14 protein-coding genes are annotated in these 12,788 nt (G+C 64.9%); 10 read left to right on the forward strand and 4 right to left on the reverse strand.

Annotated features, from left to right (window positions below):
• Positions 1–25: 25 nt before the first annotated feature.
• From H8B02_RS03130 to H8B02_RS03145, 4 genes are all read left to right on the forward strand, one after another.
• Positions 26–628, forward strand: a complete 603-nt coding sequence (locus H8B02_RS03130) for a GYD domain-containing protein (RefSeq protein ID WP_229164813.1) — start codon at positions 26–28, stop codon at positions 626–628.
• Between the two features lie 1,112 nt (positions 629–1,740).
• On the forward strand, positions 1,741–2,379 hold the full coding sequence (locus H8B02_RS03135) for a S1 family peptidase (protein WP_229164814.1): 639 nt from the start codon (positions 1,741–1,743) through the stop codon (positions 2,377–2,379).
• Between the two features lie 79 nt (positions 2,380–2,458).
• On the forward strand, positions 2,459–2,890 hold the full coding sequence (locus tag H8B02_RS03140; protein ID WP_229164815.1) for a hypothetical protein: 432 nt from the start codon (positions 2,459–2,461) through the stop codon (positions 2,888–2,890).
• Between the two features lie 523 nt (positions 2,891–3,413).
• Positions 3,414–3,671, forward strand: a complete 258-nt coding sequence (locus tag H8B02_RS03145; protein WP_229164816.1) for an iron oxidase — start codon at positions 3,414–3,416, stop codon at positions 3,669–3,671.
• 8 nt (positions 3,672–3,679) lie between these two features.
• Here H8B02_RS03145 and H8B02_RS03150 read toward each other — a convergent pair whose 3' ends face one another.
• A complete protein-coding gene (locus H8B02_RS03150; protein ID WP_229164817.1) occupies positions 3,680–5,122 on the reverse strand; it encodes a helix-turn-helix domain-containing protein in 1,443 nt (480 codons plus the stop codon).
• A 241-nt stretch (positions 5,123–5,363) separates the two neighbouring features.
• Between H8B02_RS03150 and H8B02_RS03155 the strand changes: the two genes are divergently transcribed.
• The 3 genes from H8B02_RS03155 to H8B02_RS03165 all read left to right on the forward strand — a co-directional run bounded on the left by H8B02_RS03155 (position 5,364) and on the right by H8B02_RS03165 (position 7,164).
• Positions 5,364–5,573: a DUF4170 domain-containing protein gene (locus H8B02_RS03155; protein WP_016839740.1), complete on the forward strand. Its 210-nt coding sequence runs from the start codon at positions 5,364–5,366 to the stop codon at positions 5,571–5,573.
• A gap of 210 nt (positions 5,574–5,783) precedes the next feature.
• On the forward strand, positions 5,784–6,359 hold the full coding sequence (locus H8B02_RS03160) for a hypothetical protein (RefSeq protein WP_229164818.1): 576 nt from the start codon (positions 5,784–5,786) through the stop codon (positions 6,357–6,359).
• A gap of 22 nt (positions 6,360–6,381) precedes the next feature.
• Positions 6,382–7,164: a glycine-rich domain-containing protein gene (locus H8B02_RS03165; RefSeq protein WP_229164819.1), complete on the forward strand. Its 783-nt coding sequence runs from the start codon at positions 6,382–6,384 to the stop codon at positions 7,162–7,164.
• Here the strand turns inward: H8B02_RS03165 and H8B02_RS03170 are convergent.
• Entirely contained in the window at positions 7,161–8,048 is an 888-nt protein-coding gene (locus H8B02_RS03170) for a metallophosphoesterase family protein (protein ID WP_229164820.1), read from the reverse strand. The two genes, H8B02_RS03165 and H8B02_RS03170, sit on opposite strands and share 4 nt — an antisense overlap.
• 147 nt (positions 8,049–8,195) lie before the next feature.
• On the opposite strand from H8B02_RS03170, the gene H8B02_RS03175 reads away from it, so the two are divergent.
• The 3 genes from H8B02_RS03175 (at position 8,196) to H8B02_RS03185 (ending at position 9,668) form a co-directional block, all read left to right on the forward strand.
• Positions 8,196–8,684: an NUDIX domain-containing protein gene (locus H8B02_RS03175; RefSeq protein WP_229164821.1), complete on the forward strand. Its 489-nt coding sequence runs from the start codon at positions 8,196–8,198 to the stop codon at positions 8,682–8,684.
• Between the two features lie 39 nt (positions 8,685–8,723).
• A complete protein-coding gene (locus H8B02_RS03180) occupies positions 8,724–9,236 on the forward strand; it encodes a GNAT family N-acetyltransferase (RefSeq protein WP_207835642.1) in 513 nt (170 codons plus the stop codon).
• A 114-nt stretch (positions 9,237–9,350) separates the two neighbouring features.
• Positions 9,351–9,668 (forward strand): EthD family reductase, encoded by a 318-nt coding sequence (locus H8B02_RS03185; RefSeq protein WP_229164822.1) that lies wholly within the window; start codon positions 9,351–9,353, stop codon positions 9,666–9,668.
• 58 nt (positions 9,669–9,726) lie between these two features.
• Here H8B02_RS03185 and H8B02_RS03190 read toward each other — a convergent pair whose 3' ends face one another.
• Both H8B02_RS03190 and H8B02_RS03195 read right to left on the reverse strand, forming a co-directional pair.
• Positions 9,727–12,105, reverse strand: a complete 2,379-nt coding sequence (locus H8B02_RS03190) for a TonB-dependent receptor (RefSeq protein ID WP_229164823.1) — start codon at positions 12,103–12,105, stop codon at positions 9,727–9,729.
• Positions 12,106–12,217: 112 nt separating this feature from the next.
• Positions 12,218–12,640 carry a DUF2946 family protein gene (locus H8B02_RS03195; RefSeq protein ID WP_229164824.1) on the reverse strand — a complete coding sequence of 141 codons (423 nt, stop codon included), beginning with the start codon at positions 12,638–12,640 and terminating at the stop codon, positions 12,218–12,220.
• Positions 12,641–12,788 lie beyond the last annotated feature (148 nt).

Here is a 12,788-nt window from a genome sequence, read left to right on the forward strand (position 1 = left end):
CGGAAATGATCGATTGGAAGGAATGATGCAGGCCGCGCGTCAGGTCAGCTTCGCTGCCCCTCAGTCTGCGTCTTCGGGCGATTTCGTCGCACCGCAGGATTTCATTCGCAGGACGTTTGATGTAGATTGTCGCGCGAGCTGCCACCGGTCACGCCGAATTCCGGAGAATGAGCGGCAGCGCAACTGGCCATCGGCAGGCCGCTTCTTCCTCATTTCAGTACGAAATCTTCTTCTGCCCGGGCCGCGCTCGGGTGAACGCTTTTTTCATTCCCAGCCAAGTGGAGGGATTGCCATGCACTTCTGCCTCTCAGGGGAATACACGCCACGTTCCATCAACAGCATCATGGAGAACCCGACAACCAATCGGCTTGAGGCGGCCAAGAAGTTGATCGAGACGGCCGGCGGCAAATTGATTTCGATGTACAGCATGGCGGCCGATGGCCCCGGCGTGATGGTGATCTTCGACGTGCCGGATCCGACCGTCGCACCCGCCATCACCGGCGTGGTCGTCGCGTCCGGCGCCATCCAGAATGTGAAGCTGGTCCGGCTGTTCACGCAGGACGAGATCAAGGTGGTGCGTCAGCACGCGAGCAAGCTCAAGGCTGCCTACTCGCCTCCAGGAAGTTAGCGGGCACGGACGACGAAACGCGGCGCAGATCGATCTGATGACCGCTGTCCCTCGCGCGCGGCGGCGCTTCGCAGCGTCCCGCGCGGAGGCGAGGACCGTTGCGCGCCGCAGATCCGGGGCGCGTTCAACGGATGGGCAGTCGCTCAGGCGGATGTCGCGCGCGCATGCTGGCTCGCATAGCCCCGGCCGGTTGTGCCGTCGCATGACGTCCGCCGCCTCGTTCAGCACGTCTTCGGCGCGGCGATCGCGGCACCACGCCACCGCCGCTCACGAGGGCGGAGAGTCCAAATACACGTAAAGCGCCGCGAGCTTGCCGTCCCGCGCGATGATGAAATCCACGCCGGTATGGACCGGTGTTTCGCCTTTCGGCCCGGAGCCCCACGCCAGGCGCCCGGAATTGTGCAGCGCCTGCGGCGCGCCATGCGGCGCATAGACATAGTGCGCTGATGCGTCGCGCGGAGATCGCCGGCGAACTTGTCGAGTGCGTCGCGGCCTACGAGAACGCCCGGCGGCGCGTGGAGCACGCAGTCCGCGGTGTAGAGCTCTTCAGTTGCGGCCCTTCGGCGCACCGGATTGCCTTCGCCGAAAACCTCTGGAAGGTTTCGGGTCAGCAGCGTTTCGATCACGCCCACATCTGCGCCCGCGGAGGGGGCGACACTCGTCTTGCTGGCATGCTCGTTCATCTGAGACCTCCATGTGATATCTGAAATCATGTGGTCGCAGCCGCCGTTGCGAAACGGCAATGATGGAAGGTCATCGTTTCACATTTTGATGCATCGACGTGACGGCGTTGCGGGCGAAAGCGCTTTGGCGCGCCTCATCGTACGTCGAGCCCTCTTCAGCCACCCTTCAGTGCGGTGTATCTACAAACGTTGCCGCCAAGCGATTTGCGCGGCGGCGTTGAAGGGCAGGCGCTTGGGGTCTGCGGGTTGGGGTCTGAAGGTGCATCACTTGGCTTCGATGTTGGGCGCGGCGTCGGCAGCGCGCGCGGGATTGCCTGTCCGCATGGTCCGGCTGGCCTGCGGAATTGCGATCGGTTGCGCCTGATTGGCTTCGCGCCGCAACGCGCGGCGGCGCAGGTGCCATTCTCCCCGTTTCAACCAGTGCGACAGATGGAGGCTGCGAAGCCGCTGGCGCGTGACGTCACTGGTCCGCCGGCCGCCAGCCAGCGGCTCGACGGCACTGCGTTCTTTGTCGACGATCTCGGCCACATGCTGACCGCGCGGCATGCGGTCGCGGATTGCGCCCGGATTGTCGTCAGCAAGGAGGGCCGGGCCGTCGCGGCGCGCGTGGTGGCGCTGGCCGCGAGCGACATTGCATTGATCAAGGTGCCGCGCACGCTGGGTCTCGCAGCGGTATTTCCGCGCGCCAACACGTCCGTTGCCAACGACATGGTGTTTGCCGAGGCCTATGACCGCCTGAAGCCGATGCTCGCGCATGGCGGATCGCTCGGCAATGCGTTCGTCGATACCATCCTGCGCGATCCCGAGCACCTCGTGCTGCGCTCGAATGTCACCTTCGGCACCAGCGGTGCGCCGGTGCTGGATTCCCGCGGCCTCGTCGAAGGCGTGGTGAGCCGTAGGACCACGGTCGATCGCGTGCTGGCGGTCGATGCCGTGCACGCCAAATCCTTTCTTGCCGCGCATGGCGTGCGCTTCCAGGAGGACGACCGGCCGCAGATGAGCGGCACTGCGTCACGCGCGCATCGCGCCGCCAGCATCTCGGCACGCGTCACATGCCTGCAACAATGAGCGACTAGTTGCTGCAAGCGCTAATATTCTCGCGTTGCCTTGTCAGCCTGCTGTCCGCGGTCAACCCTTGTCCAGAACCATGCTCATCTTGCGGGGCACGCTCGTGCTCTCGTTCGGCCTCTTGATCCTGTCCCCAGCGCCGGGCCACGCTCAAGACGCCAACTTTCGCAATCCGGAACAGGCGCCGCCGTCATGGGCGCAGTTCGCCAAGCTGGTGAAATACCGGTTCGAGGAATGGATCGCGGCCGACGAGACGGTTGCCAATCGCTTCCGCAACTGGGTCATCGAGCATTCCGGCAAGGAGAACGGCTCGCCGCCGACGCTCGTGGTGCGCGCCTGGCTCAATCCGGACGGCACCGTCGAGCGCGTCGCGTTTCCGGCCTTCAATGACGCCGGCGCGACCGAGGACCTGCGTACCATCCTGAAGCGCGGCAATGTCGGCGAGGCCCCGCCGCCGGAGATGTTGCAGCCGCTCAACCTGCGCTTCTCGCTCAATCTGCGCAAACCCTGAGCGGGTTCGGTCGCGCGTTCGTATTCCTTCGTCATTCCCCGGTGCGCAATTGCGCACCTGAGCGCTCGCCAACGGGTCGCGCGAACGCGCGCCCGATGACAGGCTCCGCGAGAACCCGGAATCCATTTCGCCACTTGTCTTGTGGTGCAATGGATTCCGGGCTCAGCCCTTCGGGTTGCCCCGGAATGACGAGAAGATAGAGCTAGGCCCTGCCACTGAGTGTATGATCAAGTCAGTCCCGTCATCCTGAGGAGCGCGAAGCGCGTCTCGAAGGATGCACGGCCTCCTCTCGGGCCGATTCATCCTTCGAGGCTCGCTCCGCTCGCGCCTCCAGCGACAAAGGCAAAGCCTTTGGGGATGACGGGATTTGGACTGCTGTTGGCTGTCGTCTCGGGCGCAGGCCGGGACCCATAACCACAAATGATCATTGTTGTGCGGTGATGGAACGACGAGTCCCGTTTACAATGCCTGTCGCGGAGTACGGGTCCCGGCTTTCGCCGCGACGACGCATGGGGTGAACACCATGGCCAAACAACAGTGCGAGCGTTCGCGGCGCGCCTTCGTCGGCGCCGCCATCGCAGGAATTCCCGCATCGCTTCTGCTGCGCACCGCCGCGGCCTCCGACAGAATGACCAGGCTGCAAGCGGAATACCAGGACACGCCGAACGGCATCTATTCCTGCCGGCTGTGCACGCTGTTCGTCGCGCCCGACGGCTGCAAGGTGGTGGAGGGCGCTATCAGCAAGGATGGCTGGTGCAAGGCCTTTGCGGCGGTGGATTGAATGTAAGCCTACAACTCCCGCGCATTCGAGAATGCGAACGACGACACCCGCCGCGTGGTCTCGTCCAGGATCAGGGTGCGCGTGATCGGCGGCTCGGCACGCTGGCTGCAGTTCTCGCGCTCGCAGAGCCGGCAGTTGACGCCGATCGGCGTGCCCTCGACCTTCTCCAGATCCATGCCGGTCGCATAGACGAGCTTTGCCGCATGACGGATTTCGCAGCCGAGCCCGATCGCAAAGCGCGGCTGCGGCTGCGGATAGGGCGCTACCGGCCGCCGCACCGTCTGCGCGATCGAGAAGTAGCGCGTGCCGTCCGGCAGCTCGATCACCTGGCTCAGCAGGCGGTCGGGCATGTCGAAGGTCGAATGCACGTTCCAGAGCGGGCAGGTGCCGCCGAATTTGGAGAACGGGAAGGTGCCCGAGGAAAACCGCTTCGACACGTTGCCGGCATTGTCGACGCGCAACAGGAAGAACGGCACGCCGCGCGCGTTCGGCCGCTGCAGCGTGGTGAGGCGGTGGCAGACCTGCTCGAAGCCGGCATTGAAGCGCTGCGCCAGCACGTGGACGTCGTAGCTCAGGGCCTCGGCCGCGGAATGAAATGCCTGGTAGGGCATCATCGCGGCCGCCGCGAAATAATTGGCGAGCGTGATGCGGTACAGCCGGCGCGCGGTGTCGTCGAGCGGGCCGGCGCGGCTAACGATCGCGTCGATCGCGGCGCCGCATTCGACAAAGCCGATCTGCAGCGCGAGCTGGAAGCTGCGGCCGGCACTGTCGACCAGTTCGGAGATCAGCAACTGCCGGCGATGGCGGTCGAAACGGCGCAGGGTCTCGCGCATCACGTCGACCGGCATGACGCGGGTGACGATCGAATGTTTTTCGCGCAGGCGCGTGGCGAGTGCCGTGAACAGGCCTTCGGTCGGCACGTTGAGCTCGTCGCGCAGATTTTCCGCCGCGGTCTCGAGCTCCGGAAAATAGTTGCGGTTGGCCTCGATCAGGTCGCGCACCCGCTCGATCGGGTTGGCGTCGAACTGCGAGCCTTCGCGATCGGCCATCTGCGCCGCCACCAGCGTCTCGCCGCGGCGCGCCTCGGTATAGGCGGCGTAGAGCCGTTGCAGCGCATGCGTCACGCCGGGGCACAGCTCGGCGAGATCACGCAGTTCCTGCTTCGGCACGTCGATCTGGCGGAACAGGGGATCGGAGAAGATCTCGTTGAGTTCCGCGAAGAAGCGGTCCTCGTCGGCGGTGGCGAGGTCACGCAGATCGAGGTCGTAGGTCTCGGCCAGCCGCAGCAGGATCTGCGCGGTCACCGGGCGCTGGTTGCGCTCGATCAGGTTGATGTAGGAGGGCGAGATGCCGAGCCCCTCGGCGATCTGGGTCTGCGACAGCCCCAATTGCTGCCGGATCCGCCGAAAGCGCGGACCGACGAACAGCTTCTTTCCGGACTCGCCCGGCATGACAGCCTTACTGACCCATTTTGTGACAATATTTACAAATCGACATTTATTACAAGTTCAGATGTTACATAACATCACCAATAAAAAACAAGGCGTCTGTACGAACTTCCCGCTTTCGCGTTTATCTCCTGACACGCGCTTCGCGATGCTCTGTCAAGAATGTCGATACGGCGAGTAGGTCGCGGGGATCAGAATTCAGGCGGCTGAGCAAGGGCAGCAGGACTTTTAGAGGAGACTGACGATGAGCAAGGGCAGCAATTTCTGGGTGATCGGCGGCGAGTTCGGCTCGATGAACTTCCACAAGCTCGTCGAAGGCTCGGCCCAGGTCCGCGGTCCGTTCAAGACCCGCAAGGAAGCCGAAGAGTGCTGGAAGGAAGTCTCGGAAGAGAGCCGCCACAAGGCCGGCGTGCGCTTCTCGATCGTCGAGGAGCCGTCCCGGGTTTCGGCCTGACACCAAAATTACCTGAGCTAAGAAACGTCCAAGGACGGCGGCCCCATCCGGTTCATCCGGGTGGGGTCGACCGCTTTTGGGACAGTGCCGGGATCTTTCATCTGGGGATAAGTGGCCACCTAAGTGCTTGGGAACCAACGTGCTTTGCGGACGTCATGGTTGCTGATAGGTTAATGGGTAAGGCAACCCGTCACCACGAGGCCGTAAGGCATGTCCGATCCGCAGAACACCGGCAGCGAGGCGCGCGAGATGCGGCCGACGCTGCGAGAGGCGCTGCGGCGGGCGCGGATCGAGGCGGCCGATCGCACCGGCGTCGTCGTCGAGTTGCGCGATGCCGAAGTGGCTCGGCTCGAGATCCTCAACGACGCGCTCGATCCCTTGTTTGCGCAGGTGCCGGAGAAGGTCGATCTGTTCGACCGCGGCATCAGCCAGGGCGAGACGCCGCGGCTGTGGATCGACGTGGTCGCGCATGTACTGATGGGCCGCGACAAGCGCATCTACCGCTTCGTGCAGGACACGAGATTCGGCCGCATCGTGCTTGCCGAATCGCACGACGTGGCCGTGATGGTCGATGCGGTCACCGACTATGTCGCGCGGCGCATGATCGAACGCGAGCATGCGATGGTGGCAACGCCGCTTCCGGTTGCCGAGTCGCCGGCTCCGCCGCCGGTGCCGGTGGTGGCGCCGAAGCGCCGCGGCGGGATCGGCATGTTCGTGCTCGGCTTCATCCTGGGCGGGCTGGCGCTGTTCGGCTTCGCGCTGCTGGCGAGCTTGCAGAACTTCTAGCCGCTGACCGGCGGGGGGCATCGTGGTCGTAACTCCCGCCTCGGCATTTTTCGGCATTCTGGCGGCGGCCGCGGTGGTCGGCAGCGCCGTGCTGTTCGGCAAATGGCAGACGCTGCGGCGCGCCGAATATATCCGCACCTTCAAGTGGCCGGCGGGCCTATTGGCCCGGCTCGAGAAGCATCACCCCGGCTTCGCCCGCAAGGACAGTGCGCTGGTGTCGCGCGGCCTGCGGCAGTTCTTCCTCGCCTATCTGATGAGCGGCAAGCGTTACGTCTCGATGCCGTCGCAAGCGGCCGACGACCTCTGGCACGAATTCATTCTCTACACCCGCGAATACGACGCGTTCTGCCGCCGGGCCTTCGGATCCTTCCTGCATCACACGCCCGCGGTCGTGCTGGTGAAGGAGCGGCGCCGGAGTAATGAAGGGCTGCGGCGGGTCTGGTGGTACTGCTGCAAATACGAGAACATCGATCCGGTCAGGCCGACGCGGTTGCCGCTGTTGTTCGCGCTCGACGCCAAGCTCAGCATCGCGAACGGCTTCATCTATCACACCGACTGCGAGGCACTGCGCCGCAGCGGCATCAGTGGCAGCAGTCCGTATTGTGGCGGCGATTTCGCCGACTCGTCGATCGACGGATCGTCGGCGGGTTTTGGCGATGCCGGCAGTGACGGAAGCCATGGCGGCCATGGTGGCGACGGGGGTGGCCACGGCGTCGGTGATGGAGGTGGTGGCGACGGTGGCGGTGGCGGCGACAGCGGAGGCGGCTGCGGCGGTGGATGTGGCGGCGGCGGTGGCGGTGATTAGGATAGCCGCACTTGTTTCAGCTCGCGAATGCCGTCGTGAGCGCCGAGGCCGCGCACGGTTTGCTCGCAGCGCCAGCCATTGCCGTCGCGCTCGATCGAGAACAGATTGTAGGCCGCCGCCGGATAGTGCTTGCGCGCCAGCGCCGACGCCGACGGCACGCCGATCGCCGGGATCTTCCGCTCGGGGCCGTCGAACCACATCGTCGAATGGATGTGGTCATGGCCATGCAGCACCAGCTCGACGCCGTGTCGCTTGAGCAGCGCCAGCAGCTGATGCGAATCGGTCAGCCGTTTGGCGCGCCCGTCGGAGTGCAGCGGGTGATGCACCAGGAGGACGCGAAAGGCCTCCTCCCGCGACAGCTGCGCGAGGATCGTATCCAGCGCAGTGAGCTGGGCATGGCCGAGCCGGCCGGTCGCCATCAGCGGCGGCGTCGGCACCGCCGAGGAGACGCCGATCAGCGCCACCGGGCCGCGGCGGCGCACGAACGGAAAATGCGACGCCGCGCCATCGGCGTCGCCGCGCAGATAGTCGCCGAAGTGACTGACGAAGCGATGCCGGGTCGCGCGCACGTAGGCGTCGTGATTGCCGGGGACCACGGTGACGTCGGCGGCACCGCCGACACCCTCGAGCCATTGCCGCGCCGGATTGAACTCGGCATCCAGCGCCAGATTGACGAGATCGCCGGTCACGGCGACGTGGTCCGGCTGCTGTTCCTGCATGTCCGACACCAGCGTGTCGAGCACGTCGCGGCGATGATATTTGTGACGGTTGCGCGTCCAGTTCAGGTAGCCGAAGGCGCGCTTGCCGGCGAGGTCGCGCAGCCGCGCCGCCGGCAGCGGCGGCAGATGCGGATCCGACAAATGCGCGAGACGGAACACCGCCATCACGCGATTCCCTTCGGATTGTCGGTGAAAAGTGGCCGGCAGCCGGTCATGTCGTGCTATCCCGAACGTCCTGCCCTGTATTGGCAAGAGCTGCGCAGGCGCGCAAGGATCAAAGCACGGATCAAGCACCATGATGTCGAGGGTTCAGTGACGGTCCTGCTCGATTTACGCAAGCGCTACGAGCCGCAGATCAGGTGGGTGTTTCATCTCTACTGGCGGCTGGCCCGCAGCATGACGCTCGGGGTCCGCGCCGTGGTGCTCGACGCCGACAACAAGGTGTTCCTGGTCAAGCACAGCTACGTCCAGGGCTGGTATCTGCCCGGCGGCGGGGTCGAGGTTGGTGAAAGTTTTATCGAAGCGCTGCGGCGCGAGCTCGAGGAGGAAGGGCGGATCGAGCTCGACGGCACGCCGGTGTTGCACGGCATCTTCCACAACAGCCACGTCTCGCCGCGCGATCATGTCGCGGTCTATGTCGTCAGGAACTACCGGCAGGACCGGCTGCCGGAGCCGAATCGCGAGATCGTGGCCTGCGGCTTTTTCGACCCGGCTGATCTGCCAGATGACACCACCCCCGGTACGCGGCTGCGGATCGCGGAGGTGCTCGAGGGCAAGCCGCCGCCGGCGACATGGCGGTGATGGACCGCGCCCGCGCCAGATGCTATCCCGCGCCCCACAATGACAGAACTGTCCCTGACCATCCTGCCCGAGACCCCGAAAGACGCCCAGGCGATCGAGCGCCTGCACGAGCGCACCTTCGGGCCCGGCCGCTTCGCGCTCAGCGCCTACCGGTTGCGCGAGCATGTCGATCATCTGCTCGACGTCTCCTTCACGGCGCGGATCGGCACGCTGCTGGTCGGCTCGGTGCGCCAACTCCCGGTCACGATCGGCGATACGCCGGCCCTGATGCTCGGGCCGTTGACGGTCGAGCCGCCGTTCCGCAGCCGCGGCGTCGGCCGCGCGCTGCTCGAGCGTGCGATCAACGACGCCCGCGCCAAGGGCCATCGGCTGATCGTGCTGGTCGGTGACGCGCCGTATTATTCGCGGGTCGGCTTCAAGCCGGTCCCGAAGGGACGGATGACGATGCCCGGCCCCGTCGACTACAGTCGCCTGCTTGTCATGGAACTGGTCGACGGCGCTGCCGAGGGCGTGTCCGGGCCGATCCAGCCGGACTGGAGCAAGGCGATCTGACATCCGCGCGAGCGTCGCCCGGAACGGTTGCGCGCTATCGGAAACTGAAGCACAGTTGAGGCAAGCGCCGGGACAAGACCGGCGCATGTCATATCAACAGGGAGAGTGCGCGCCATGATCAAGGTCAGTGTGATGTATCCGAACAATCCAGGCGCACGCTTTGATCACGAGTATTATCGCGACAAGCACATGCCGCTGGTGAAGGCGCGCCTCGGCGACGCCTGCAAATACTACACCGTCGACAAGGGTCTCGCCGGCGGCGCGCCGGGGACGCCCGCAACCTATGTCGGGATGTGCCACATCTTCTGCGATTCGGTTGAGGCTTTCGCGACCGGCATGGGCAAGCACGCCCAGGAGATCATGGGCGACATTCCGAATTACACCGATCTGCAGCCGGTGATCCAGATCAGCGAAGTCGTCGTCGGTCACTGAACGGCGCGGACGTAGAGCATGATCCCTCTGCCGTTGATGGCAGAGGGACACGCTTGTCTCAGAACTTCAGATTGGCGAAGGCCCGCACGCCGAGGCCCGGCATCAGCACCTCGTCCTTGGTGTAGGACACCGAGTTGCGGATGTTCTGGTTGAGCAGATTGTTGCCGACCAGACCGAGCGTCATCTCGCGCGCGCCGATCCATGACTGACTGAGCTTGGTGTTGTAGGTGACCTCCGCATTCAGCAGATTAAAGCCCGCGGTCGGGGTCTCGCCGATGACAGCGATGTCGCTCTGCGCGAAGGCGTGCACCAGATTGATGCGGGTGAACCAGTTGCTGTCGCGCCAGTAGACGCCGCCGCCGAGCCGCACCGGCGGAATCCGCGGCACGTTGCTGCCGTCGGTGAAGGTGGCGCGCACCACGTCGAACTGGTTCTCGATGCCCCAGATCCCGCCATTGAGCGGGCCGATGTCGAGCTGGCTCTGGAACTCGGCGCCGCGGAAGATCGCGTCACGCTGCGCGTATCTCGCCTGGTTCAGCTCAAGCTGGTCCGGATTGGCTATGTCCACGCAAGCCGCACTGTCGCACGTGTTGCCAGTCAATTGGCGGTAGATAAAGCCGTTGAACTTCGTGTAGTAGCCGGTGAGTTCGAATCGCAACGGCCCCGTCGCCCGCCGTAATCCCACCTCGATCGATTTTGCCGTCTCGATGCCGAGATTGGGATTGCCGATGTCGAAGGTGGCGGTCGCATCATGGGCGCCGCGCGAAAACAGCTCTGCCGGTTTCGGCGCGCGTTCCACGTATTGACCGGTAATGCTCGCAACCAGATCCCACGGCAGGTTCTGGATCAGGCCAACGCTCGCACTTTTCGGCGTGAAGCGCGGATTGCGCTGCGTGGCGGGACCAACACTGGCAGGGTCGATGTTGACGTCGAACACGTCAGGTATGAATGCCGGCGTTGTCCCGGAGAGGTTGACGTGCTCGATGCGCCCGGCGATCTGCGCCTTGGTGGTCTCGCTGAATTTCAGCTCATTGAAGACGTAACCGGCGACCCTGTTGTTGTTGTTAGGGTCCCACAATCCGTTGAGCGGGCTGCCTGGATCGTCCGGACTTGGGGCCGTCAATTCCTGATGACCGGCCTGCAGGCCGAACGCCGTCGTCACGGCCGCGAAGCGCGCGTTGAACGGCATCATTTGCACTTCGAGCCTGGCTTCTTGCTCCTTGTTGGTAAAAGTCTGCCGCACGCCGTCGCTGGTCAGGTCGGTCGGATCGGCGAGGCCGAGCTCGTTGTGGCGATAGTCGGTCGCGCCGACCCAGAACCGCACGGCGTCGATCGCCGCGGCATCGGGGCGGTACTCGCCCTTGACGGCGATCTTGGTCTGGTGCGCGTCGATCCGGGTCTGGTGATCGGCGCCGTCGATGCCGGGGATGTGGTAGAGCGAGTCGTTCTGGGTGATCGCCGCGCCGATAAAGCCGCCCTGGAAGAAATAGGAGGCGCCGACTGAAGCGCCATCCGACTGCGTGGCGGAGTTCGGCTGGCGGCCATTAATCGGCTGGCCGGGCACAAACAGATACGGATAGCTCGGGATGCTGTAGTCGCTGGTGGTGCGGCCGTAGACATCGGCATGCACCGCGACGTTGTTGCCGCCGGCGTCCAGCAGCATGCCACCCTCGACGCCGCGATTGACCGAGCTCACCGAGGTGCGGGTCTCGACATTGAGGCAGCCCGGGCCGCCGGCATCGGCGAGCGGCGCCTTCACCGGCAAGCCGTAGCTCCGGAACGGCGTCGCCGCGCAGGTCGGCATCGCGTCGGGAATGCGGTTGTTGGTGGCGCTCACCACGCCGCCGATCGAGGTCGAGCCGTAGCGCAACGCGGCAGGTCCCCGCACCACCTCGATCTGGTTGGTCGAGAACGGATCGATCGGCACGAAATGATCTTCGCCGAGATCCGAGGCGCCGCCGCCGCCGAGGCCGTTCTCGACGATGCCGACGCGATTGACGTCGAGGCCGCGGATGATCGGCCGGCTCGATGCGCCGGGCGCGAAGCTCGAACCGGTGATGCCGGGTTTCGAGAACAGCAAATCGCCGAGCGTGGCGCCGCCGGAGCGCCGCAGTTCCTCATTGGGCACCACGGTGACGGTTGCGAACTGGTCGGTGACGACGGGCAGCACGCCCTGCTGTGGTGCCGGCGCCGGTGGAGCGGGCGCCGGTTGCGCCGCGGCGGTGCGTTCGCGGTTGCGGCTCGGCGCAGCCCGGACAACGTGAGTCGGCGTGCGCGTCGGCGCGGTTCGGTGCCGCTGGATCGGGCTCGGCGCCGTCACGGTGATGTCAGGCAGTTGCGTCGGCGTATCCTGGGCGATCGCGCCGCTACTCATTGCGCCCAGCAATAGCCAGCTCGCGCTCCCGATGTGGAATGCTCGTTTCTTCTGAAGTGTCATTGTCCCGATCCAGGCCCGTCGAAATGACGGATCGATTCCGATTTGCCCTGGTGGAGTTTCGCCGCAAGTGTGACGCGGCAGTCGGCTCAGGGCGTGCAGCAATCAGTCGATGTCAGGACAGGGGAGGGGCACGGGAGTGAAAGGCCGCGGGCGCCGACTTCAGATGGATGAATTCGGCATTGGTGGTGCGGAACAGGAGCTCGATGGCTTCCGGCAGCAACAACACTGGCGGCGCCGTGAACAGCATGCTGCTCGCGAGCGAGATGACGGTGCAGATCGCGCAATGATCCGCCGGATGCCGGTCGTTGTCGTGCCTCGTGGGCGGCTCGGTCCCGGTCACCGGGACCGCGAGGTCCGGCGTCGCCGAGGTCCCGATATAGGCGAGATCGAGCAGCGACAGGCCGGTCTGGACCGCGGGCGCCGCTTGCGCGGCCGCAATGGGGTGGAAGTGCCCGAACGACAGCACGAACTGGACGGCGAGCGCGAACAGCGCCAGCCGCGAGCCAGTCTTGATGTGCTTCCGGAACCAGTCCATGCCGATTGAGCCCCACCATCGGACCGGCTCTACCCAGTCGCCCGATGTTACATTATAACATCGGAGGGCGACGGTGATGTCAACGGTGGTTCAGACACACTGTATCGATCCGTTGCTGGTGTGTGATTGCAGCAACGGGGTGTCGTTG

Origin of the sequence: Bradyrhizobium altum (assembly GCF_020889705.1) — a bacterium.
Lineage (GTDB): Bacteria > Pseudomonadota > Alphaproteobacteria > Rhizobiales > Xanthobacteraceae > Bradyrhizobium > Bradyrhizobium altum.